The sequence below is a fragment of the Leptothrix mechoopdaensis (SeqCode) genome (assembly GCF_053893855.1).
Window position 1 is genome coordinate 3,143,029 of record NZ_CM132699.1, and the last position, 21,162, is coordinate 3,164,190.

General features: G+C 70.2%; 20 protein-coding genes and 1 tRNA gene. 5 read left to right on the top strand and 16 right to left on the bottom strand.

Annotated elements, in window-relative coordinates; all coding sequences use genetic code 11:
- Positions 1-123 precede the first annotated feature (123 nt).
- The 10 genes from ACWA7K_RS13565 to ACWA7K_RS13610 form a co-directional block, all read right to left on the bottom strand.
- Positions 124-1,596 carry an NAD-dependent succinate-semialdehyde dehydrogenase gene (locus ACWA7K_RS13565; RefSeq protein WP_456161925.1) on the bottom strand — a complete coding sequence of 491 codons (1,473 nt, stop codon included), beginning with the start codon at positions 1,594-1,596 and terminating at the stop codon, positions 124-126.
- 11 nt (positions 1,597-1,607) lie between these two features.
- Positions 1,608-2,600, bottom strand: a complete 993-nt coding sequence (locus ACWA7K_RS13570; protein WP_456161926.1) for a Bug family tripartite tricarboxylate transporter substrate binding protein — start codon at positions 2,598-2,600, stop codon at positions 1,608-1,610.
- Positions 2,601-2,727: 127 nt separating this feature from the next.
- Entirely contained in the window at positions 2,728-3,555 is an 828-nt protein-coding gene (gene hpaI / locus ACWA7K_RS13575) for a 4-hydroxy-2-oxoheptanedioate aldolase (protein WP_456161927.1), read from the bottom strand.
- A gap of 14 nt (positions 3,556-3,569) precedes the next feature.
- Complete coding sequence (locus ACWA7K_RS13580; RefSeq protein ID WP_456161928.1) at positions 3,570-4,340, bottom strand: class II aldolase/adducin family protein; 771 nt, start codon at positions 4,338-4,340, stop codon at positions 3,570-3,572.
- Positions 4,341-4,357: 17 nt separating this feature from the next.
- Positions 4,358-5,161, bottom strand: coding sequence for a 2-oxo-hept-4-ene-1,7-dioate hydratase (hpaH, locus tag ACWA7K_RS13585; protein WP_456161929.1), 804 nt, complete (start codon positions 5,159-5,161; stop codon positions 4,358-4,360).
- Between the two features lie 4 nt (positions 5,162-5,165).
- Positions 5,166-5,633 (bottom strand): 5-carboxymethyl-2-hydroxymuconate isomerase, encoded by a 468-nt coding sequence (locus ACWA7K_RS13590; protein ID WP_456161930.1) that lies wholly within the window; start codon positions 5,631-5,633, stop codon positions 5,166-5,168.
- A 16-nt stretch (positions 5,634-5,649) separates the two neighbouring features.
- Positions 5,650-6,573 carry a 3,4-dihydroxyphenylacetate 2,3-dioxygenase gene (gene hpaD, locus ACWA7K_RS13595; protein WP_456161931.1) on the bottom strand — a complete coding sequence of 308 codons (924 nt, stop codon included), beginning with the start codon at positions 6,571-6,573 and terminating at the stop codon, positions 5,650-5,652.
- A gap of 83 nt (positions 6,574-6,656) precedes the next feature.
- Complete coding sequence (gene hpaE, locus ACWA7K_RS13600; protein ID WP_456161932.1) at positions 6,657-8,114, bottom strand: 5-carboxymethyl-2-hydroxymuconate semialdehyde dehydrogenase; 1,458 nt, start codon at positions 8,112-8,114, stop codon at positions 6,657-6,659.
- A 26-nt stretch (positions 8,115-8,140) separates the two neighbouring features.
- Complete coding sequence (locus tag ACWA7K_RS13605) at positions 8,141-8,908, bottom strand: fumarylacetoacetate hydrolase family protein (RefSeq protein ID WP_456161933.1); 768 nt, start codon at positions 8,906-8,908, stop codon at positions 8,141-8,143.
- Entirely contained in the window at positions 8,905-9,606 is a 702-nt protein-coding gene (locus tag ACWA7K_RS13610; RefSeq protein WP_456161934.1) for a fumarylacetoacetate hydrolase family protein, read from the bottom strand. Before ACWA7K_RS13610 ends, ACWA7K_RS13605 begins: the two co-directional genes overlap by 4 nt.
- 64 nt (positions 9,607-9,670) lie before the next feature.
- Here ACWA7K_RS13610 and hpaR point away from each other — a divergent pair, with 64 nt between their 5' ends.
- Complete coding sequence (gene hpaR / locus ACWA7K_RS13615; RefSeq protein ID WP_456161935.1) at positions 9,671-10,171, top strand: homoprotocatechuate degradation operon regulator HpaR; 501 nt, start codon at positions 9,671-9,673, stop codon at positions 10,169-10,171.
- 24 nt (positions 10,172-10,195) lie between these two features.
- On the opposite strand, the gene ACWA7K_RS13620 is transcribed toward hpaR, so the two are convergent.
- Complete coding sequence (locus tag ACWA7K_RS13620; RefSeq protein WP_456161936.1) at positions 10,196-11,110, bottom strand: LysR family transcriptional regulator; 915 nt, start codon at positions 11,108-11,110, stop codon at positions 10,196-10,198.
- A 114-nt stretch (positions 11,111-11,224) separates the two neighbouring features.
- On the opposite strand from ACWA7K_RS13620, the gene ACWA7K_RS13625 reads away from it, so the two are divergent.
- A complete protein-coding gene (locus ACWA7K_RS13625) occupies positions 11,225-12,157 on the top strand; it encodes an MBL fold metallo-hydrolase (RefSeq protein ID WP_456161937.1) in 933 nt (310 codons plus the stop codon).
- A 135-nt stretch (positions 12,158-12,292) separates the two neighbouring features.
- Here ACWA7K_RS13625 and ACWA7K_RS13630 read toward each other — a convergent pair.
- From ACWA7K_RS13630 to hemC, 5 genes are all read right to left on the bottom strand, one after another.
- A tRNA-Arg gene (locus ACWA7K_RS13630) sits at positions 12,293-12,369 on the bottom strand.
- 54 nt (positions 12,370-12,423) lie between these two features.
- Complete coding sequence (locus tag ACWA7K_RS13635) at positions 12,424-13,671, bottom strand: heme biosynthesis HemY N-terminal domain-containing protein (RefSeq protein WP_456161938.1); 1,248 nt, start codon at positions 13,669-13,671, stop codon at positions 12,424-12,426.
- A gap of 13 nt (positions 13,672-13,684) precedes the next feature.
- Entirely contained in the window at positions 13,685-14,944 is a 1,260-nt protein-coding gene (locus ACWA7K_RS13640; RefSeq protein ID WP_456161939.1) for a uroporphyrinogen-III C-methyltransferase, read from the bottom strand.
- A gap of 89 nt (positions 14,945-15,033) precedes the next feature.
- On the bottom strand, positions 15,034-15,837 hold the full coding sequence (locus ACWA7K_RS13645; RefSeq protein ID WP_456161940.1) for a uroporphyrinogen-III synthase: 804 nt from the start codon (positions 15,835-15,837) through the stop codon (positions 15,034-15,036).
- Entirely contained in the window at positions 15,834-16,796 is a 963-nt protein-coding gene (gene hemC / locus ACWA7K_RS13650; RefSeq protein ID WP_456161941.1) for a hydroxymethylbilane synthase, read from the bottom strand. Before hemC ends, ACWA7K_RS13645 begins: the two co-directional genes overlap by 4 nt.
- A 173-nt stretch (positions 16,797-16,969) precedes the next feature.
- On the opposite strand from hemC, the gene ppc reads away from it, so the two are divergent.
- The 3 genes from ppc to ACWA7K_RS13665 all read left to right on the top strand — a co-directional run bounded on the left by ppc (position 16,970) and on the right by ACWA7K_RS13665 (position 21,129).
- Complete coding sequence (gene ppc / locus ACWA7K_RS13655; RefSeq protein ID WP_456161942.1) at positions 16,970-19,858, top strand: phosphoenolpyruvate carboxylase; 2,889 nt, start codon at positions 16,970-16,972, stop codon at positions 19,856-19,858.
- 155 nt (positions 19,859-20,013) lie between these two features.
- The gene (locus ACWA7K_RS13660; RefSeq protein WP_456161943.1) at positions 20,014-20,352 is read left to right on the top strand and encodes a c-type cytochrome; all 339 of its coding nucleotides are present in this window, start codon (positions 20,014-20,016) and stop codon (positions 20,350-20,352) included.
- Positions 20,353-20,520: 168 nt separating this feature from the next.
- Entirely contained in the window at positions 20,521-21,129 is a 609-nt protein-coding gene (locus ACWA7K_RS13665) for a twin-arginine translocation signal domain-containing protein (protein WP_456161944.1), read from the top strand.
- Positions 21,130-21,162: the final 33 nt, after the last annotated feature.

The following is a 21,162-nucleotide window of genomic DNA, read 5'->3' on the forward strand; positions in this document are numbered from 1 at the left end:
TATTAGTAAGACATCTGACCTCTTATGAAGCGGGTTTTCCCATCGCATGGACAGGTCAGTGAACAGGTCGACCCGGGCCTTGCCGCAACGTCCGGACCCGGACGTTGCCGCCCCGTTCCGTGATCAGAGCCCGCCGACGCAGAGGTACTTGGTCTGCAGGTAGTCGTCGATGCCGTACTTCGAGCCCTCGCGGCCCATGCCCGACTGCTTGACGCCGCCGAAGGGCGCGACCGCCGTGCTGATGACGCCGCTGTTGATGCCCACCATGCCGTAGGCCAGCGCACCGGCGACGCGCCAGACGCGGCGGTGGCTCTGCGTGTAGAAGTAGGCGGCCAGGCCGAACTCGGTGTCGTTGGCCATCGCGATCGCCTGCTCGTCATCGTGGAAGCGGAACAGCGGCGCCACCGGGCCGAAGATCTCCTCGCGCGCGACCTTCATCGACGCGGTGACATCGGTCAGGACGGTCGGTTCGTAGAAGGTGCCGCCCCGCGCGTGGCGGCGCCCGCCGGTGACGACCCGGCCGCCCTGCGCGACCACATCGGCGACCAGTTCCTCGACCTTGGCCAGCGCCTTGGCGTCGATCAGCGGCCCCTGCAGCACGCCGGGCTCGGTGCCGGCGCCGACCTGGAGCTTCGTGACGGCAGCGGCGAGCTTCTCGGCGAAGGCCTCGTAGACGCCGTCCTGCACCAGCAGGCGATTGGTGCAGACGCAGGTCTGGCCGGTGTTGCGGTACTTGGAGGCGATGGCGCCCTCGACCGCCGCGTCCAGGTCGGCGTCGTCGAAGACGATGAAGGGCGCGTTGCCGCCCAGCTCCATCGACAGCTTCTTCAGGCTCGGCGCGCTCTGCGCGGCCAGCACGCGGCCGACCTCGGTCGAGCCGGTGAAGGTCAGCTTGCGCACCGCCGGGTTGGCGGTCAGCTCGCCGCCGACCGCCGAGGCCCGCCCGGTCACGACGCCGATGACGCCCGCCGGGATGCCGGCCCGTTCGGCCAGCACCGCCAGCGCCAGGGCAGACAGCGGCGTCTGCGAGGCTGGCTTGACGACGATGGTGCAGCCCGCCGCCAGGGCCGGTGCGACCTTGCGCGTGATCATCGCGGCGGGGAAGTTCCACGGCGTGATCGCGGCGCAGACGCCGACCGGCTCCTTCAGCACCACGATGCGCTTGTCGGCCCAGGGCGACGGCAAGACGTCGCCATAGAGCCGGCGCGCCTCTTCCGCATACCACTCGATGTAGGACGCGGCATAGGCGATCTCGCCACGCGCCTCGGCCAGCGGCTTGCCCTGCTCGCGGGTCATGATCAGCGCGAGGTCGTCCTGATGCTGCATCAGCAGCTCGAACCAGCGCCGCAGCAGCCGCGCGCGGTCCTCGGCGGTGCGCTCGCGCCAGGCCGGCAAGGCCCGCTCGGCGGCCTCGATGGCGCGGCGCGTCTCGGCCGCGCCGGCATCGGGCACCTGCGCCAGCCATTCGCCGCTGGCCGGGTCGCGGACCTCGATCGTGCCGAGCGCATCGGCATCGACCCACTGGCCGTCGATCAGGCATTGCTGGCGCAACAGGCTGGCATCGCGCAAGGCGATCGAAGACATCGTCGTGTTCATCGCCCTTCCCTTCAATCGAGCTTGAGCTGCAGCTCGCTGATCAGCGCGCCCCAGCGTTCACGCTCGGCCTTGGCGAAGCGGTTCATCTGCTCGGGCGTGCCGGGCATCGCCTCGACGCCCAGGGCCTGGAAACGCGCCTTGACCATCGTCGACTCCAGCGCCGCCTGCAGCGCCTTGCTCAGGCGCGCGACGTTGGCGGGCGAGGCTCCGGCCGGCACCGACAGGCCCTGCCAGGCGAAGGCCTCGAAGCCGGCCACGCCCTGCTCCTGCAGCGTCGGCACGTCCGGCAGGGTCGCCATGCGCCGGGCCGTGCCCACCGCCAGTGCGCGCAGCTTGCCGGACTGGATCAGCGGCATGCCGCCGGCCGACTCGACCAGCATGTAGGGCACCTGGCCGCCGATGACGTCCTGCAGCGCCGGGGCCGCGCCGCGATACGGGATGTGCGAACCCTTCAGGCCGACCTTGCGCAGCAGCAGCTCGGTGGCCAGGTGGTGCGGCGTGCCGGCGCCGGGCGAGGCATAGCTCGCCGGGTCCTTCTGCGCCTTGATCCAGGCCACCAGGTCCTTGAAGCTGCGGGCCGGATGTTCCGGCGACACCACCACGATCAGCGGGAATCGCACCAGCATGCCGACGCTGCCGAGGTCGCGTTCGGCGTTGTAGCTGAGCTTGCCGTACAGCCACGGGTTGGACGCCAGCGTCGCGAAGTCGCCGGTCAGCAGCACGTTGTCGACGTCGCGCGCCTTGGCAACGTAGTCGGCGGCGATGTTGGTCGCCGCACCGGGCTTGTTGACGACCACGATGTTGCGGCCGAGCTGCTTGCCCATCGCCTCGGCGACGGTGCGGGCCACGACATCCGAGCCACCGCCGGCGGCCATGCCGACGACCCACTCGATCGGCCGGTCGTCCTGCGCCAGGGCTGCCAGCGGACTGCCCAGGGCCAGGGCTGCGGCGCTGCCGAGCAGGTGTCGGCGGCTGAGGACGTTCTGGAAGGAAGGCTTGTTCATCGGGGTCTCCGGTCTGGAATGGAATGAGGTGATGCAGGGACGAGTCCGCCCGCCAGCCGTGACCCGCAAGGTCTCGGCTGGTGGACGGGGGAGGGAAAGGTGTCGGGCCGGCGCGCCGTTCAGCGCGTCAGTAGGGGCCGGTCGGCGGAAGGTCCGATGGCAACGGGGCTGTTGGCAAGGTGCCACCCGGCCGGAAGCGCTGGCGCAGCTCACGCGCCGCCTTGACCAGCAGGCTGGTGTCAACACCGACGGCGACGAACAGCGCGCCCGCATCGAGGTAGCGCTGCGCCGCCAGCGGGTCCGCACTCAGGATGCCCGCGGCCTTGCCGGCCGCGCGCACCGTGGCGATGCCGTCGAGGATCACGCGCTGCACGTCCGCATGGTTGGGCTGGCCGCGCAGGCCCATCGAGGCAGACAGGTCGGCCGGGCCGAAGAACACGCCGTCGACGCCGTCGACCTCGGCGATGTCGCGCAGGTTGGCGATGGCCAAGGGGCTCTCGGCCTGCACCAGCAGGCACATCTGGTCGTTGGCCTGGTTCAGGTAGTCGTCGACCTGGTTCCAGCGCGAGGCCCGCGCCAGCGCCGCGCCCATGCCGCGGATGCCCTCGGGCGCGTAGCGCATCGCCCGCACCATCAACGCGGCGTGTTCGGCCGTGTCGACCATCGGCACCAGCAGCGTCTGCGCGCCGATGTCGAGGTACTGCTTGACCAGCGCGACGTCGCCCTGCACCGGCCGCACCACCGCCTGTACGGGATAGGGCGCGATGGCGCGCAGCTGGTCGAGCACCGTGCGCGGGTCGTTGGGCGCGTGTTCGCCGTCCAGCAGCAGCCAGTCGTAGCCGGTGCAGGCCAGCGCCTCGGCCGCGTTGGCATCGGCCAGTCCGACCCACAGGCCGATCTGGGGGCGGCCGGCACGCAGCGCGTCGCGGAAGGTGTTGGTGGGGATGGGCAACATGGCGAACTCGGCTGTCAGGCGCGGTAGCCCGGGTCGATGCGGTCGATCAGCCGCTGCATCGCGGCGAAGGCGTCCTGTCCGGCGCCGAAGCGCGGGTCGAAGTTCAGCGAGTCGCGCACGCAGCCTTCCAGCACCGGCACGGGTATCGCCCGCAGCGGCCCGAGCGCCTGCGACGCGACCTGCACCTCGCAGGCCCGCTGCACCAGCCACATCAGGCTGAAGGCCTGGGCCAGGCTGTGGCCGATCACCACCGGGCCGTGGTTGCGCAGCAGCAGCACCGGCTTGCCGGCGGCGCTGGCGAGGATGCGCCGGCCCTCGTCGAGGTGGACGGTGATGCCCTCGAAGTCGTGGTACGCGACCTGGCCCCAGAGCTGCGCGGCGTAGAAGTTGGTGTAGCTCAGGCCCTCCTGCGTGCAGCACACCGCCAGCGTCGGCGTGGTGTGCACGTGCATGACGCAATGCGCGTCGGGCAAGGTCGCATGGATGGCGCCGTGGAAGGTGAAGCCGGCCGGGTTGATCGGCCAGTCGCTGTGGCCGACGATGCGCCCCGCCGTGTCGACCTTGACCAGGTTGGAGGCCGTGACCTCGCTGTAGTGCAGGCCGAAGGGGTTGACCAGGAAGTGCGATTCACCGTCTTCGCCGCCACTCACGCGCAGCGAGATGTGGTTGTAGATCAGCTCGGACCAGCCCAGGTGGGCAAAGATCCGGTAGCAGGCCGCAAGCTGGACGCGGGCCGCCCATTCCTCGGCACTGAAGCGGGCCGGACGCACGTGGGGATCGGACATGTCGGGACTCCAGACCGTCAGACGAAGCGGAACGACACCGAGCCCAGCGGCCCGTAGTCGGCATGCAGGCTGTCGCCCTTGACGGCCGGTGTCGGCCGCGTGAACGAGCCGGCCAGCACAACGTCACCGGCCCGCAGGCCCTCGTCGTAGGGGGCGATCTTGTTGGCCAGCCAGGCCACGCCGGTGGCCGGGTGGCCCAGCACGCCGGCGGCCAGGCCGGTCTCCTCGATGACGCCGTTCTTGTGCAGCATCGCGCCGACCCAGCGCAGGTCGACATCCAGCGGCCGCACCGGCCGGCCGCCCAGCACGATGCCGGCGTTGGCGGCGAAGTCGCTGATGGTGTCGAAGACCTTGCGCATGGCCCGCGTCTCGCGGTCGAACTGCTCGATGCGTGAGTCGATGATCTCCAGCGCCGGCACGACATAGTCGGTCGCCGACAGCACGTCGAAGATCGTCACGCCCGGGCCCTTCAGCGGCTTGCCCAGGATGAAGGCCAGCTCGACCTCGACCCGTGGCGCGATGAAGCGGTCGACCGGGATGTCGCCACCGGACTCGAAGAACATGTCGTCCATCAGCGGCGCGTAGTCGGGCTCGGTGATCTGGCTGGACAGCTGCATCGCACGCGAGGTCAGGCCGATCTTGCGGCCCTTGATCGTGCGGCCGGCGGCCAGCTCCAGCCGCACCCAGGCGCGCTGGATGGCGTAGCCGTCCTCGATCGTCATCTCCGGGTACTGGCGCGAGAACTGGCGCAGCGGCGTGCGGGTCTTGCGGGCCTGGCTCAGCTGCTGAGCCAGTTGTTCGATCAGGTCGGGTGCGAGCATGGCCTCAGGCTTTCGGTGTGGTGCCGGCAGGTGTCTGGAACAGCGGGTGCAGCGTGCTGGTCTTGGCGTCGAAGACCTCCGGGCCTTCGTCGACCTGCAGCGTGATGCCGATGTGGCGCGCGGCCAGCAGTGGCGCGAAGTGGGCGCGGGTCCGGGCCGTCAAGGCCTCGCCCACCTGCTGGTGGACGGCCGCGCTGCGACCGCGTGCCATTCGAAGGTTCAGGTAGACGAAGTCGTAGACACCGTCGCCACCGGCCGCGCGACCGGCCGCACCCCCGTCCGACACGGCGTGGTGCGCCGCCGGGTAGGCCAGCACGCGCACGCCGCCGAGCGGGAAGACGGTCTTGCCGGCCTCGTCACGCTGCTCGACCATCGTGTCGGCCAGCGCGCGGCACAGCGCCGTCATGTCGGTGCCGCCCTGCCCGGCCGGACGGTCCAGCGTGGCGGTGTAGAGGATCACGAGATGGGGCATGGCGTCGACCCTTTCCTCACAGACGCGAGATGTCGCGGTAGCCGGTGGCCCGCGAGGCCTGCGGCGCCGGCACCTGCGCGCCGGTCTGCGGCGTGACCGGGAAGATCGCGTTGATCTGGCCCGTGCCCGAGGCACCGAAGTACGGCGTGACGACTTCGGCGCGGCCGTCGTAGCCGCTCCAGCCCAGGGCGCCCAACAGCATCGCGGTGTCGTGCATGAAGCCTTCGCCGTGGCCCTTGCTGGCGTACTCGGGCAGCATCTCGCAGAAGGCCGGCCACTCGGCGTTCTCCCACATCTGCACCACGCGCCGGTCGAGCGTCTCCAGGAAGGGGCTCCAGACCTTGAAGCCGAACTCGGGCGCCAGGCCGTTCTGCGCGAAGCGGTGGCTGAGCGAGCCGCTGGCGAGGAAGGCCACGCGGCCGTCGTACTCGCGCTCGATCGCCTCACGCATCGCCCAGCCCAGCCGCGCGCTGTCGTTGAGGTAGTGGACGGTGCACATGGCCGAGACCGAGATCACCTTGAAGTGCTGATCGGCGTTCATGTAGCGCAGCGGCACCAGCGTGCCGTATTCCGGGTCCAGCGTGGTCGCGTGATGCGCCAGCGTCTCGACGCCCTGCGCCGTGCAGGCCCGCGCCAGCAGCTGCCCCAGCTCGGGGTTGCCCGGCGACTCGAAGGCCATGTTGGCGATGAAGTGCGGCAGCTCGTTGCTGGTGTAGCTGCCCTTGAAATGCGGCGCGCAGTTGATGTGGTAGTTCGCGTTGACGAGCCAGTGCGTGTCGAACACGACCAGCGTGTCGACGCCCAGTGCCTTGCAGCGTCGAGCGATTTCGCGGTGGCCGTCGATCGCGTCCTGACGCGTGCCGTGGCGTTCGCCAGGCAGTTCGCTCAGGTACATCGACGGGACGTGGGTGATCTTGGCGGCGAGTGCGACGTGGCCCATGTCAGGACTCCTGAAGGGCCGCCCCGAAGGTGGCCTGCGCCCCCTCGGGGGGCAGTGAACGAAGTGAACGTGGGGGCGTCATGTCATGCTCCCCAATGCGGAATGTGATGCGAGCCCATCGACACCGCAACGTTCTTCGGTTCGAGGAACACCTCGTAGCTCCACGTGCCACCTTCACGGCCGGTGCCGCTGGCCTTGGTGCCGCCGAAGGGCTGGCGCAGGTCGCGCACGTTCTGGCTGTTGACGAAGCACATGCCGGCCTCGATCGCGGCGGCCACGCGATGCGCGCGGCCGATGTTCTCGGTCCAGACGTAGCTGGACAGGCCGTATTGAATGTCGTTGGCGATGCGGATCGCATCGGCCTCGTCGTCGAACGGGATCAGGCAGGCGACCGGGCCGAAGATCTCGTCCTGCGCGATCTTCATGCGGTTGTCGACATCGGCGAAGACGGTCGGGCGCACGAAGTTGCCACGTTGCAGATGGGCCGGCAGCTCGGGTGCATCGAGTCCGCCGCACAGCAGCGTCGCGCCTTCCTTCGGGCCCAGCTCGATGTAGCGGCGCACCTTCTCCAGATGGGCCGCGCTGATCATCGGTCCGATGATGGTCTTCTCGTCCATCGGGTCGCCCACGACGATGCGGCGGGCGCGGGCGGCGAACTTCTCGGCGAAGTCGGCATAGATGCGGCGCTCGACCAGGATGCGGCTGCCGGCCGTGCAACGCTCGCCGTTGTTGCTGAAGATCATGAAGATCGCGGCATCGAGCGCGCGGTCCAGGTCCGCATCGGCGAAGACGACAAACGGGCTCTTGCCGCCCAGCTCCATGCTGAACTTCTTCAGGCCCGCGCTCTGGACGATGCGGTTGCCCGTCACGGTCGAGCCGGTGAAGGAGATGGCGCGCACGTCCGGGTGCGACACCAGCGGCTCGCCGACCTCGCCGCCAAAGCCGTGCACGACGTTGAGCACGCCGGCGGGGATGCCCGCTTCCAGCGCCAGCTCGCCCAGCCGCGCGGCGGTCAGCGGGCTCAGCTCGCTCATCTTCAGCACGGCGGTGTTGCCGAAGGCCAGGCAGGGCGCGACCTTCCACGTCGATGTCATGAAGGGCACGTTCCACGGGCTGATCAACGCACACACGCCGACCGCATGGAACAGCGTGTAGTTCAGGTGCGTCGGCGTCGGGTAGGTGTGGCCGTCGACGCGCGTGCACATCTCGGCGAAGTAGTTGAAGTTGTCGGCCGCCCGCGGCACCAGCTGCTTGCCGGTCTGCGAGATCGTCTGGCCGGTGTCCTGCGTCTCGGTGCGCGACAGCTCGGGCACGTGTTTCGTGATCAGCTCGCCGAGCTTGCGCATCAACGCGGCGCGTTCGGTGGCCGGGCGCGCGGCCCAGGCCGGGAAGGCGTCCTTGGCGGCCTGCACGGCGGCATGGACCTCGGCCTCGCCGCCACGGGCGACCTCGGCGAGGACCTCCTGCGTCGCCGGGTTGACGGTCTCGAAGGTGGCGGTGCTGTCGACGGGACGTCCGCCGATCAGGTGCTGGATGCGCATGTCTGTCTCCGGAAAGGGTGCGAGGTTCAGCGGCCGAACACGGCGTCGCCGACGATGTGGTTGACGAGCCGGCCGATGCCGTCGATCTCGGTGACGACCTCGTCACCTTCGTCGACATTGACGACGCCATCGGGCGTGCCGGTGAGGATCACGTCGCCGGCCTGCAGCGTCATGAAATCGCTCAGATAGGCGATCAGCGCGGGGATGTCGTGGATCATCTGCGCCGTGCTGCCCTGCTGCGTCACGCGGCCGTTGACCAGCGTGCGCAAGGCCAGCGCATGCGGATCGGGCACGTCGGCGGCCTCGACGAACCACGGGCCGAGCACGGTCGCGCCGTCGCGGTTCTTGACCCGCAGGTTGGGGCGATACCAGTTCTCGAGGTGGTCGCGGATCGCGTAGTCGTTGCAGACGGTGTAGCCCCAGACATGGTCCATTGCCCGCTCGCGCGAGACACGCCGGGCGGTCTTGCCGATCACCACGGCCAGCTCGCATTCGTAGTGCATGAAGGTGACGCCGGCCGGGCGGCGCGTCACGCCCCGATGGCCCAGCAGGCTGCCGGCGCTCTTCAGGAAGACCAGTGGCTCATCGGCTGAGCCTATCGTCAGTTCCTGGCTGAGTTCCTTGACGTGGTCTGCGTAGTTCAGGCCCAGCGCGATGACGCTGCCGACCTCGAACGGCGGCAACCAGACGACCTGGTCCTCGGCCAGCACGCGGCCATCGGCCAGCTGCAGGCCGGCCGGATGCGGATGGGCGGTGTGGATCGCGCCCGCGTAGGCGACACGTGCGGTCTTCATGCGCGACTCCCGGCTTCCGGCACCAGCTCGAAGGCCAGGGTGCCGATGCCCTCGATGGACACGGTGACGGCATCGCCCGCGTGCGCGACCGGCGCGCCGTGCGGCTCGCCCAGCAGCAGCAGGTCGCCGGGCTGCAGCGTCATGAACTCGGTGACGTCGGCGATCAGCTGCGCGACGCCGCGCAAGCGGTCGGCGGTGTCGGTGGACTGCGCGGTGGTGCCGCCGATGTCGACCGTCACGGCCAGGGCGTCGGGCGTGGCGATGCGTGCGGCCGGCACGACCACCGGGCCGATCACGCAGGAGCCGTCGCGGGCGCGCAGCCGGACGGCCGGCCGGTAGTGGCTGTCGTGCGGCACGGACAGGTCGACCGCGATCGTGTAGCCGGCGACATGGGCGAGCGCCCCGGCCGCATCGACACGGCAGGCGGTGCGGCCGATGACGATGGCCAGCGACGCGCCGACGCTCAGGCCTTGCGCACCGGCCTCGACACGGGCGCCCGGCCCTGTCAGCGTGTGGCGCGGCCGGACCGCCAGCACCGGCGCGCGGGCCGGCGCCTTGTAGGGCGGCAGGTTCACGGCCTCGCCGAGCGCCGTCCATTGCGGGACATGGTTCAGCAGCGCCGCGATCACCGTGCCGCTGAGGCGCCAGGGTGCGACATCCAGGTCCGGCAAGGCCGGTGCAGCAGTCAGGGGGGACATGGCCAGAGCGTTCTCGCGGTGCGATTCACTAATGTGTTAGCAATGTATTCGCTAAGATCTGAGCATGTCAACCGACCCAAAACCATCAGTGCGCCAGCGCACCGTCAAGGTCCGCGAGACAGGCCTGCGCCACCGCAACCTGCCGCTGCTGCTGCTGCATGCGCGCGAAAGCGTCATCTCGCAGTTCCGGCCGGTGCTCAACGAACACGGCGTGACCGAACAGCAGTGGCGCATCGTGCGGGCGCTGCTGGAGCGCGGGCCGCTGGAGCCGCGCCAGATCGTCGACGTCTGCCGCATCTCCAGCCCCAGCCTGGCAGGCGTGCTGGCGCGCATGGACGACCTTGGCCTGGTGCGCCGCGAACGTCATGCCAACGACGCGCGGCGCGTGGAGGTGTCGCTGACCGACCGCAGCCGCGAGCTGGCCGCCACGATGGCGCCGCAGATCGAGGCGATCTACCAGACCATCGAGGCCCACATCGGCCGCGAGTTCATCGATCGCTTCTACGCCACGCTGGACGAGCTGATCGAGCTGATGGAGGGCTTGCCCGCGTCGGGCGAGGAGTGAACCCGCGCCGGCTGGCGGGCGCGTTCAGTGTTCGACCTGCCGGTCCCACGGCGGGGTGTCGCCGCCCAGGCGTTCGGCCAGGAAGTCGACCAGCAGGCGCTGCGCCAGCGGCTGGTGCTGGCGCGACAGGAAGACCGCGTGGATGCCCAGCGGCTCGGGCTCGCAGGCCGGCAGCAGGTGGACCAGCCGGCCGGCATGCAGGTCATCGGCGATCAGGTAGGTCGGCAGGATGGCCACGCCACTGCCCTCGACCGCCGCACGCCGCAGCACGGCGGTGTCGTTGGTCGACAGGGTCTCGACCACCGGCGGCTCGACCCACGCCCCGTCCAGCCGCAGCCGGAACTGGGTCGCGCTGACCAGCGCATGCACGAGACAGCGGTGGGCCGCCAGGTCCTCGACCCGCGTCGGCGTGCCATGCCGCGCCAGATAGCCGGGTGAGGCGCAGACGACCGATCGACAGACCGACAGCCGGCGCGCGATCAAGGTCGGTTCAAGCGCGTTGGTGGTGCGCACGGCCAGGTCGATGCGCTCGGCCGCCAGGTCGGTGCTGCGGTCGGTCGCCAGCAGCGTCACGCTGACCTGCGGATGGCGCCGCTGGAACTCGGCCAGCGCCGGCGCCAGCTGCGATTCCGCGAACGACGCCGAGCTGGTGATGCGCAGGCGTCCGCTCGGCACCCGGCTGCTCTCGGCAGCCTGGTGGCGCACGTCCTCGGCCAGGTCCAGCAGCTGGCGACACGACATCAGCGCGGCCTGGCCGGCGTCGGTCAGGCTGATGCGGCGGGTGGTCCGGTGCAGCAGCCGCGCGCCGAGCCACGTTTCCATCGCCGCAAGGTAGCGGCTGACCATCGCCGTCGACATGTCCAGCTGGTCGGCCGCCTGGGTCAGGCTGCCCTGTTCGACGACGGTGACGAACACCCGCGTGGCGGTCAGGCGATCCATGGCGGACCTTTCATTGCATCGAAATGAGCAATGAACATTGTATCGAGATGCCGTTTTTCTACTGGATTGCAATCAATACAGTCACGTCATCGCAACCGAAACCGAGAGATGCAGATGACCTCCACCCGAACCCTCCGTCCGATCCTGGCCTTGCTGGCCCCCGTCCTGGCCCTGGGCATCGTCGCCAGCGACCCGGCGGCGGCACAGACCCCCGGCGCCACGACCGCAGCCGCCGCCAACCGCGTCGCGCCGCTCAACATCAAGGTCTACAACGCCGACGCCAACAGCTTCCACGTCAACGCCGTCGTGCTCAGCGGCGCCACCGAAGCCGCCGTGATCGACAGCGGCTTCACCCGCGCCGATGCCCTGCGCATCGCCGCCGACGTGCTCGACGCCGGCAAGCCCTTGAAGACCATCTTCATCAGCAACGCCGATCCGGACTTCTACTTCGGCGCCGAGACCCTGAAGAGCCTGTTCCCGCAGGCGCAGGTGCTGACCTCGCCTGCGGTGCGCGAGAAGCTGCAGGCCAGGCTGGCCGGCAAGGTCGCGTTCTGGGGTCCGAAGATGGGCGTCAACGCACCCACGAAGCCGATCGTGCCCGACACGATCGCCGGCAACTCGTTCAGCGTCGACGGCCAGACCGTCGAGGTTCGCGGCACCAGCGGCGTGCTGGCACACCGCCCGTGGCTGTGGATCCCGTCGCAGCGGGTCATCGCCGGCAACATCGCGATCCTCGGCAACCTGCACGCCTGGACCGCCGACACCCAGCAGCCGGCCGAGCGCCAGGCCTGGATCGCCCAGCTCGACGAGATGCTGGCGCTGCACCCCACGCTGGTCGTGCCGGGTCACATGCAGGCGGGGACGAAGCTCGACGACTCGTCGATCCGGTTCACGCGCGACTACCTGATCCGCTACGAGCAGGAACTGTCCCGCGCGACGAAGTCCGCCGACCTGATCGACGCCATGCAGAAGGCCTACCCGACCGCCGGTCTGGGCTTTGCACTGGACCTGGGCGCGAAGGTCAACAAGGGCGAGATGAAGTGGTGATCACGTCGCGCTGAGGCGCGTCGCCGGAAGAGCATCCGGAACCAGAAACAGAACCGGCAACAAGACCGGCAACAAATCTGGCGACCCAAAAGGAAACGGGCCAGCTCCTTGTGGAAGCTGGCCCGTCATTTTCTTTGGTGCGGCTGGCAGGATTCGAACCCACGACCCCTTGGTTCGTAGCCAAGTACTCTATCCAACTGAGCTACAGCCGCACTGCAATCAAGACCGCTACTATAACAATCGGAATTCCGATTCGTCAACTCTTTTCAGGAAAATTGTGCGGCCTCGCGGTAGCAGCGCTGCGCCTGGGCCTCGTCGCCCTCGCGGTCGGCGATGCGGCCGAGCCAGCGCCAGGCGTCCTGGCGCTGGGCCGGTTCGGCGCTCGCGCTCTGGGCGACGGTCTCCAGCAGGCGACGCGCGCGGCCCCAGAGCTGGCGTTCGGCCATCGCACGACCGACCGCATGGGCCAGCGGCATGTCGCCCGGCTGCGCCGAGACGGCCTCTTCGAGCAAGGGCAGCCAGTCGACCGGCAGGCCAGGCAGGACGTCGACGAAGGCCTTCAGCACGGCGGCGCGCTCGCGTTCGCCAAGCTTGGGCAGTTCGTTCCAGTGCGGGCGCAGCCAGCTGCGGCCGTCGGGGATGCAGTCCAGCTCGACCGAGCGGCTGGCGGCACGCGCCGTCACCACCGGATCGCGCCGGTCCGCCGCATCCAGCTGCGACCAGATCCGGCGCAGCTGGTCGGCGTCGCGGGCGGTGTCCAGCACCTCGATGGCCAGCGTGCGCAGGATGCCGTGCGCGGCCACCGGCGCGATGCCCTGGTGCTTGGCCAGCAGACGCGCGGTGCGCAGGGCCTCCAGCGGTTGACGCGCCAGACGGGCGGCCTGCAGGCGCAGGCGCAGGGCCTGGGTGCGGCGGGCGACACCGGCGGGCAGCAGCGCGAGCTGCTCGAGCGCCCGTTCGGCCTCGCGGTCGTCGATCGCCCATTCGGCGGCCAGCAGGCGCGCGCCTTCGGCCACCGGCAGGTGCGCCGCCTTCGGTCCCAGCGCGGTCAGCGCACGACCGAGCTGGTCGTCGCGCCGCGCGCGGTCCTGCAGTCGGTGCAGGCTGCTGGCAGCCAGCAGATGGGCCAGCGTCGCGAACTCGGCGTCGGCGGTCAGTTCGGGCGTCAGCGCCTGGATCTCCAGCGCGCGCTGCGCCGCCTTGTGGGCCCTGCTGTAGCGACCGGCGTAGAGCAGGCCGATGGCCTCGCGCAGGGCGGTCTGGGCGGCCCGTTCACGCCGCTGCAGGCGCCAGGCGCGGGCGCGCTCGGGCAGGCCGATCAGGCGATTGAGGGTGCCGACGGCGAAGTAGGACAAGGCGCCGGTGACGACGATGCCGGCCAGGAACAGGTTGAGCGACAGGTCGACCCGCCACGGCGACCAGTAGATCGACACGATGCCGTCGTTGCTGCCGAGCGTGCCGGCGGCCAGCGCGGCGACGACGAAGAGGAGGACCAGCCAGATGACCCAGCGCATCGCGGGCGGTCCTTCAGCGGCCGGCCACGGCGGCGGCCGTGGCGGCGAGGGTCTCGTCCGGACGCGGCACGCCGATCAGGCGCGTCTGCTGTCCGACCTGGCGGATCAGGTCCAGCGCCAGCTGCGACTTGCGCGACTGCAGGTCGAAGTAGCGACGGATCGCCGCATCGGCCCCTTGCAGGTCGGAACTGGCGGATTCGAGCTGGCGCGACAGCACCGACAGCCGCGCGTTCAGCAAGCGCAGCTTGAGGTTCTCGCGCAGCAGCACGCCTTGTTCGGGCGCCAGCAGCATGGCCTCCGGCTGGTCGATGCGCGTGACCCGCACGAGGCTGCGCAGTTCGTCGGCCACCAGGCCGACCGACGACGCCCAGGCCAGCTTCAGGCGCGGCAGCACAAGGGCACCGACGCCGGGCGCGGCGGAGGCACCGGACGCCGCTGCGCTGGCCGCCTTCGCGCCGGCCACGGCGCCCGACGATGCGGCGCCCCCCGACCGCGACGCGGCGGCGGCCGGTGCATCCGCCACGGCCCCTGGCCTCGCGGCCTCGACCGTCAACGGCATCTCGTCGGCCAGACGCACGGTCTCGTCGAGCTTGATCAGCAGCGCGCCGATGTCGGGCACGCCGACCGCGCGGACGCGGTCGAGATCACGGGCGATCGCACGGCGCACGCGCTCCAGGCGCGGCTGGTTGATGCGCACCAGCCGCTCGTCGGCAGAACGCAGCGCGGCGACCAGCGGTTCGGCGCTGCCCGTCAGCGTGCTCTGCTGCAGGGCGACGCGGATCGCGGCATCGATGTCGGCGATGGCGTTCTCGTCCCGCGAACGCGAGAGCGACTGCAGCAGGTCGTCGAGCTGGCCGCGCTGCAACGCGACCTCGGCCAGCTTGGCGTCGAGCAGCGCGGTCTTGGCGGCGGTGTCGCGCGAGACGTCGCGCGCCTCGCTCGCCAGCACGCGCGCCTCGGCCGACTGGTCGGTGCTGGTCTGCTGGCGCCGGACCAGCTCGCGTTCGAGATCGGCCAGCTGGCTGCGGGTGTTCCAGGCCAGCGTGCCGGCGACCAGCGCCAGCACGACGCCGGCGAGGCCGATGCCGACAGCCAGCTTCGAAGGGCCGGCGCCCGCCGGCGCGACGGCGCCCGGACGGGGCGCGTCGAGCAGGCCGATGTCGGGCAGGGGTTCGGTCGATGGCGACGAAGCGGCCTCGGGAGGCAGGGCCGCGTCAGCGGGTGGGGTGGCAGCCGGATCGGCGCCGCGCTCGGGGGGTGATGCTGATGACACGGTTGAGGCGTTGCGCACCGGGATGGGGTCGAAACCATTGTATCGACGGGACTTCCGAGGGCCGCCCTCCGGGCAGCGTCAAGACGGTGTCAATCGGCAAGTCGATGGACGCCCAGCGCCTGCAGCGCCGCGACGACCTGCGCCGGGTCGGGCGCCACGTCGAGCACCTGTTGCCAGCCGGCCTCGCGCGCCGTCTGCGCGATGCGCGGGTGGGTGGCCAGTGCCGGAGCGGCCAGCAGCCCGGTCGGCGGCACCGGTCGCGACGCCATCCAGCCGGCCAGGTGCCGCACCGCCTCGGAGCTGCTGAACTGCCAGGCGAACCGCGCCGGGCTGGCGTCGATGCGGGCCAGCAGCGCCTCGGTCGACGCGTCCCAGGCCGGCGGTGCGCGGCGGTAGGCGGCGAGCAGGTCGACCGTCGCGCCGGCCGATCTCAGCGTCTGCGCCAGCCAGTCGCGGCCGTCCTCGCCGCGCACGATCAGCGCGCGCTGCCCCGTCCAGCGGATGTGGGCCAGCCGTTGCTGCCACAGCGTATCGGCGTCGAACTGCGCCGCGTCGGCGCGCGGGCTCAGGATCTGCGCCTCGTCCAGACCCCGCGCGCGCACCGCGGCCACGGTGCCGGGCCCCGTCGCGGCGGCCAGCGTGTCAGCCGGCCACTGCGCGCCAGCGGGGGCCTGCGCGAAGAACTGCAGCACCGCGTTCGGGCTGACGAACATCACCAGCCGACAGGTCGCCAAGGAGTCCCAGGCCTGCCGGACCGATACGGCGAAGGCCGGTTGCGGCTCGATCACCAGCAGTGGCAGGGCCTGCGCCGGGCAACCCAGCGCGGCGAGCCGGCCGACCCACTCATCGGCCTGCGGTTGCGGGCGCGTGACGAGCAGCGTCGGGAGGTTCACGCCTCGGCCAGCGCCGCCAGCAAGGCGTCACCGCCCGCGGCGCGAAGCTGGGCGACGACCGCCAGACCGAGCGCCTCGGCGTCGACGGTGGCGTCCAGCGTGCGCTGGATCGTGGCCGCCGCCTGCGCGACCACCAGCGGCTGGCTGGCGTCGAGCGGATGGCCCAGCCGCGCCTCGATCACCATCGTGTCGCCCTGCCAGTGCGCATAGGCCGCCAGCGGCATGCTGCAGCTGCCGCCGAGCGCGCGCGAGACGGCGCGTTCGGCGTGTACCGACAACCAGGTCTCGACGTCGACATGTTCAGCCAGCAACGCGCGCAACGCGGTCGCGTCCTGCCGGACCTCGATGCCCAGCGCGCCCTGACCGGCCGCCGGCAGCATCACCGACGGTTCGATGACGGCGCGGATGCGGTCGGCCAGGCCCAGCCGCTTCAGGCCGGCGGCAGCCAGCACGATGCCGTCGTACTGGCCCTCGTCGAGCTTGCGCAGACGGGTGTCGAGATTGCCGCGCAGCGGCTGGATGTCCAGGTCGGGACGGATCGCCTTGAGCTGCACGACCCGCCGCAGGCTGGAGGTGCCGACCCGCGCGCCCTGAGGCAGTGCATGGATGTCGGCATGGTGCGGCGAGACCCAGGCGTCGCGCGGGTCCTCGCGTTCGAGCACGGCGGCCAGCACGAAGCCGTCGGGCAGCACCATCGGCACGTCCTTCAGCGAGTGCACGGCCAGGTGGGCGCGGCCGTCTTCCAGCGCGACTTCCAGCTCCTTGACGAACAGGCCCTTGCCGCCGACCTTGGACAGCGCGCGGTCGAGGATCTGATCGCCGCGGGTCGTCATGCCCAGCAACTCGACCGCCAACCCGTGTCGTCGGGCGAGCAGGTCTCGGACATGTTCGGCCTGCCAGAGGGCGAGCCGGCTTTCGCGGGTGGCGATGGTGCAGGGGGTGGGCAGCGTGGCGGTCATGGCCGGATTGTCGACCAAGGCAGGGGCTCGAACGTTGTCGCGGGTCGTCGCTTGGGCGCCGCACGGGAAGCGCCTGCAAACGTTTTGGCCCCGTTCTTGCGTTCAGGCGGCGGAAGGGCGGTGATACCATCGACCTGTAACTTTGTTACCACTTTTTGAACACCGAGGTTTCAATGCCGCGCGCTGCCGCAAACCCCCGCTCCGACCGAGCCGCACGACCGACGAAGAAGGCCGCGACGCCTGCCGAAGGGGCCGCAGCCAAGCGCCCGAAAGTTCTCTCCGCTGCCGATGCCGCCGAGAAGAACCGCCCGCTGGTCGAGGACATCCGCCTGCTGGGCCGCATCCTCGGCGACACGATCCGCGAGCAGGAAGGCCAGGACGCCTATGACCTGATCGAGCGGGTGCGCCAGCTGTCGGTGGCCTTCCGCCTGAAGCAGGACGCGACCGCCGGCAAGGCGCTGGACCGGCTGCTGAAGAACCTGACGATCGACCAGACCGTCAGCGTCATCCGCGCCTTCAGCTACTTCTCGCACCTGGCCAACATCGCCGAGGACCGCCACCATGTGCGCCGCCGCGAGGTCCACGAGCGCGCCGGCCACCTGCAGGAAGGCTCGCTGGCGATGACCTTCGATCGCCTGGCCGAGGCCGACATCCGCGCCGACCAGATCGCGAAGACGCTGCAGCACGCCTACATCTCGCCGGTGCTGACGGCCCACCCGACCGAGGTCCAGCGCAAGAGCATCCTGGACGCCGAACGCGCCGTGGCCGAGCTGATCGGCGCCCGCGACGACCTGCACACCGACCAGCAGCGCGCCGAGAACGAGGCCCTGCTGCGCGCCCGCGTGACCCAGCTGTGGCAGACCCGCATGCTGCGCTACACCAAGCTGACCGTCGCCGACGAGATCGAGAACGCGCTCAGCTACTACCACAGCACCTTCCTGCGCCAGATCCCGCGCATGTACCAGGCGGTCGAGCAAGCCCTGCCCGGCCACGACATCGCGAGCTTCTTCCGGATGGGCAACTGGATCGGCGGCGACCGCGACGGCAACCCGTTCGTGACCGCCGAGACGCTGCGCCGGGCCCTGTCGCGCCAGAGCGAGACCGTCCTGCGCCACTACCTGACCGAGGTCCACGGGCTCGGCGGCGAGCTGTCGATGTCCAACCTGCTGGCGCCGGTGACGGCCGAGATGCAGGCGCTGGCCGCACGTTCGCCCGACCAGAGCGCGCACCGCGAGGACGAGCCCTACCGCCGCGCCCTGATCGGCATGTACGCCCGCCTGGCCGCCACGCTGCACGAGTTCACCGGCACCGAGGCGCTGCGCCATGCCGTGCCGCCGCAGAACCCGTACACCGACGCGTCGCAGTTCATGGCCGACCTGAAGGTGATCGAGGCCTCGCTGCGCCACCACCACGCCCAGGCGCTGATCGCCCCGCGCCTGGCGCCGCTGATGCGCGCGGTGCAGGTGTTCGGCTTCCACCTCGCCACGGTCGACCTGCGCCAGAGTTCGGACAAGCACGAGGCGGTCGTCGCCGAGCTGCTGAAGATCGCCCGCGTCGAGGCCGACTACTCCGCGCTGGACGAGCCGGCGCGCCGCGAGCTGCTGGTGCGCCTGCTCAACGAGACCCGGCCGCTGCGCGTCACCGGCCACACCTACTCGGAACACGCGAGCAACGAGCTGGCGATCTTCGAGACCGCCCGCGAGATGCTCGGCCGCTACGGCCGCAGCGCCATCCGCCACTACATCATCAGCCACACCGAGGACGTCAGCGACCTGCTCGAGGTGCTGCTGCTGCAGAAGGAGACCGGCCTGCTGCGCGGCACGCTCGACGACGACGCGACCAACGCGCTGATCGTCGTGCCGCTGTTCGAGACCATCGGCGACCTGCGCAACGCCGCGCCGATCATGCGGGCCTTCTACGAGCTGCCCGGCATCACCGGCATGGTCGTGCGTTCGGGCATCGACGGCCCGGGCGAGCAGGACATCATGCTGGGCTACAGCGACAGCAACAAGGACGGCGGCTTCTTCACCAGCAACTGGGAGCTCTACGACGCCGAGCTCGCGCTGGTCGACCTGTTCGAGCAGCTGGGCCGCGAACACGGCATCAAGCTGCGCCTGTTCCACGGCCGCGGCGGCACCGTCGGCCGGGGCGGCGGTCCGAGCTACCAGGCCATCCTGGCGCAGCCCCCGGGCACCGTGAACGGCCAGATCCGCCTGACCGAACAGGGCGAGGTGATCGCCTCGAAGTACGCCAACCCGGAGATCGGCCTGCGCAACCTCGAGACGCTGGTCGCCGCGACCCTCGAAGCCACGCTGCTGCACCCGACGCAGAGCGCGCCCAGGAGCTTCCTGGAGGCCGCCGCCGAGCTGTCCAACGCCAGCATGGCGGCCTACCGCAAGCTGGTGTACGAGACCGACGGCTTCACCGACTACTTCTTCAGCGCCACGCCGATCCGCGAGATCGCCGAGCTGAACATCGGCTCGCGGCCGGCCTCGCGCAAGGCGACCCGTGCGATCGAGGACCTGCGCGCGATTCCCTGGGGCTTCAGCTGGGGCCAGTGCCGCGTCGCGCTGCCGGGCTGGTGCGGCTTCGGCTCGGCGGTCGAGACCTTCCTGAACGCCCAGGGCGAGGACAAGCGCAAGTCGCGCCTGGCGCTGCTGCAACGCATGTTCAAGCAGTGGCCGTTCTTCCGTACGCTGATGTCCAACCTGGACATGGTGCTGGCCAAGACCGACCTGGCGATCGCCGCGCGTTACGTCGACCTGGTCGAGGACCGCAAGCTGGGCAAGCGGATCTTCGCGGCCATCGAGGCCGAGTGGACCCGCACCCAGCAGGCCCTGACCGCCATCACCGGCGAGCAGCAGCGCCTGGCCAGCAACCCGACGCTGGCGCGCTCGATCGAGCACCGCTTCCCCTACCTCGATCCGCTCAACCACCTGCAGGTCGAGCTGATGCGCCGCTACCGCAACCGCCAGGACGGCGACGCCGTCAACGAGCGGCTGCAGCGCGGCATCCACATCTCGATCAACGGCGTCGCTGCCGGCCTGCGCAACACGGGCTGACGCGGGGTGGCCTGCTAGTTTTTTCCCTGTAAGTATCGGGTTATGACCCGCCAGCGCCGGCGGGTTTCTAGACTCTCTCCAATCGCAACACGAATCTCTGCAAAGAGTTCATGAGCGCCCCCGGGCAACCCGGTCGGGCTGGAGAGTCATTCATCATGAGAAACCTGATCCCCATGTTCTGCGCTGCCGCCGCTGCAGTGTTCATGGGAACGGCGCAGGCCGGCGTCGACGCCGTCCGGGCCAAGGCGCTCGCGACCGAGAACGCCTGCCTCGCCTGCCATGCCGTGACGATGCGCGTGGTCGGCCCGGCCTTCTCCGAAGTGGTGGGCCGCTATGGCAAGGACCAAGGCGACGCGCTGGTCACCCAGCTCGCCGATCGCATCCGCTCGGGCGGCTCGGGGAAATGGGGCACGCTGGAAATGCCGGCGCAGTCCCGCCTGACCCCGGCCGACGCCCGGCTGCTGGCCGAATGGATCTTGTCGGGCAGCCCCTGAACCGGTTCCCAGATATTCCCGCTGTCATTCCGGGCGAATGACAGGGTAACGCCCACCGAATTCAAGAACAAAATTCCGACTGGTTTAAATACCGGCTGGATAACCTGTTCCTCAACCTTTTCCAGACCTTTCCATCTCGGCCTGGACATGAATCAGGAGACACGACCCGTGAAAACCTTCCCGATCTCCCAGGAAGCCGCGCAAGCCGGCCCCGTCGCGGCGAAGAACCTGCCACTGACGCGACGTCATCTGCTCAAGGGCAGTGGCGTGCTGATGGGCACGCTGCTGGCCGGCAGTCCGCTGGCGCTGCTGGCGCCCTCGCAGGCGTGGGCGGTGGAACTCAAGGTCCTGAACCAGACCCAGGGCGACACGCTGCTGCAGATGGGGCGGGTGCTGTTCCCGCACGCCAAGCTGCCCGATGCGGTCTACGCGCTGCTGGCCAAGGACCTCGACGCCGGCGCGGCCGGGGACGCCGCGACCGCCGCGCTGCTGCGCGACGGCCTGCAGAGCCTCGACCACCTGGCCGGCGGCAGTTTCCTGAAGGCCAGCGCGGAACGCCGGCTGGAGGCCGTCAAGTCGATGGAAGGCCAGGCCTTCTTCAACAAGGTGCGCGGCCAGTGCATCACCTCGCTCTACGACAACGAGATGGCCTACGCGACCTTCGGCTATCCCGGTTCGTCCTGGGAAAAGGGCGGCTACCTGATGCGCGGCTTCCAGGACCTGAAGTGGCTGCCCGACCCGTCCGAGGAAGCCAGCCCGCCGCCCTTCCTGGGCTGAGGCGCGACGGCATCCGGATCCGCGTTCGCATCC

Excerpts from the sequence above, each read along its gene's own strand:
- ACWA7K_RS13565 (WP_456161925.1), bottom strand. The coding sequence starts at position 1,596 with ATGAACACGACGATGTCTTCGATCGCCTTGCGCGATGCCAGCCTGTTG.
- ACWA7K_RS13570 (WP_456161926.1), bottom strand. The coding sequence starts at position 2,600 with ATGAACAAGCCTTCCTTCCAGAACGTCCTCAGCCGCCGACACCTGCTC.
- hpaI (WP_456161927.1), bottom strand. The coding sequence starts at position 3,555 with ATGTTGCCCATCCCCACCAACACCTTCCGCGACGCGCTGCGTGCCGGC.
- ACWA7K_RS13580 (WP_456161928.1), bottom strand. The coding sequence starts at position 4,340 with ATGTCCGATCCCCACGTGCGTCCGGCCCGCTTCAGTGCCGAGGAATGG.
- hpaH (WP_456161929.1), bottom strand. The coding sequence starts at position 5,161 with ATGCTCGCACCCGACCTGATCGAACAACTGGCTCAGCAGCTGAGCCAG.
- ACWA7K_RS13590 (WP_456161930.1), bottom strand. The coding sequence starts at position 5,633 with ATGCCCCATCTCGTGATCCTCTACACCGCCACGCTGGACCGTCCGGCC.
- hpaD (WP_456161931.1), bottom strand. The coding sequence starts at position 6,573 with ATGGGCCACGTCGCACTCGCCGCCAAGATCACCCACGTCCCGTCGATG.
- hpaE (WP_456161932.1), bottom strand. The coding sequence starts at position 8,114 with ATGCGCATCCAGCACCTGATCGGCGGACGTCCCGTCGACAGCACCGCC.
- ACWA7K_RS13605 (WP_456161933.1), bottom strand. The coding sequence starts at position 8,908 with ATGAAGACCGCACGTGTCGCCTACGCGGGCGCGATCCACACCGCCCAT.
- ACWA7K_RS13610 (WP_456161934.1), bottom strand. The coding sequence starts at position 9,606 with ATGTCCCCCCTGACTGCTGCACCGGCCTTGCCGGACCTGGATGTCGCA.
- hpaR (WP_456161935.1), top strand. The coding sequence starts at position 9,671 with ATGTCAACCGACCCAAAACCATCAGTGCGCCAGCGCACCGTCAAGGTC.
- ACWA7K_RS13620 (WP_456161936.1), bottom strand. The coding sequence starts at position 11,110 with ATGGATCGCCTGACCGCCACGCGGGTGTTCGTCACCGTCGTCGAACAG.
- ACWA7K_RS13625 (WP_456161937.1), top strand. The coding sequence starts at position 11,225 with ATGACCTCCACCCGAACCCTCCGTCCGATCCTGGCCTTGCTGGCCCCC.
- ACWA7K_RS13635 (WP_456161938.1), bottom strand. The coding sequence starts at position 13,671 with ATGCGCTGGGTCATCTGGCTGGTCCTCCTCTTCGTCGTCGCCGCGCTG.
- hemC (WP_456161941.1), bottom strand. The coding sequence starts at position 16,796 with ATGACCGCCACGCTGCCCACCCCCTGCACCATCGCCACCCGCGAAAGC.
- ppc (WP_456161942.1), top strand. The coding sequence starts at position 16,970 with ATGCCGCGCGCTGCCGCAAACCCCCGCTCCGACCGAGCCGCACGACCG.
- ACWA7K_RS13660 (WP_456161943.1), top strand. The coding sequence starts at position 20,014 with ATGAGAAACCTGATCCCCATGTTCTGCGCTGCCGCCGCTGCAGTGTTC.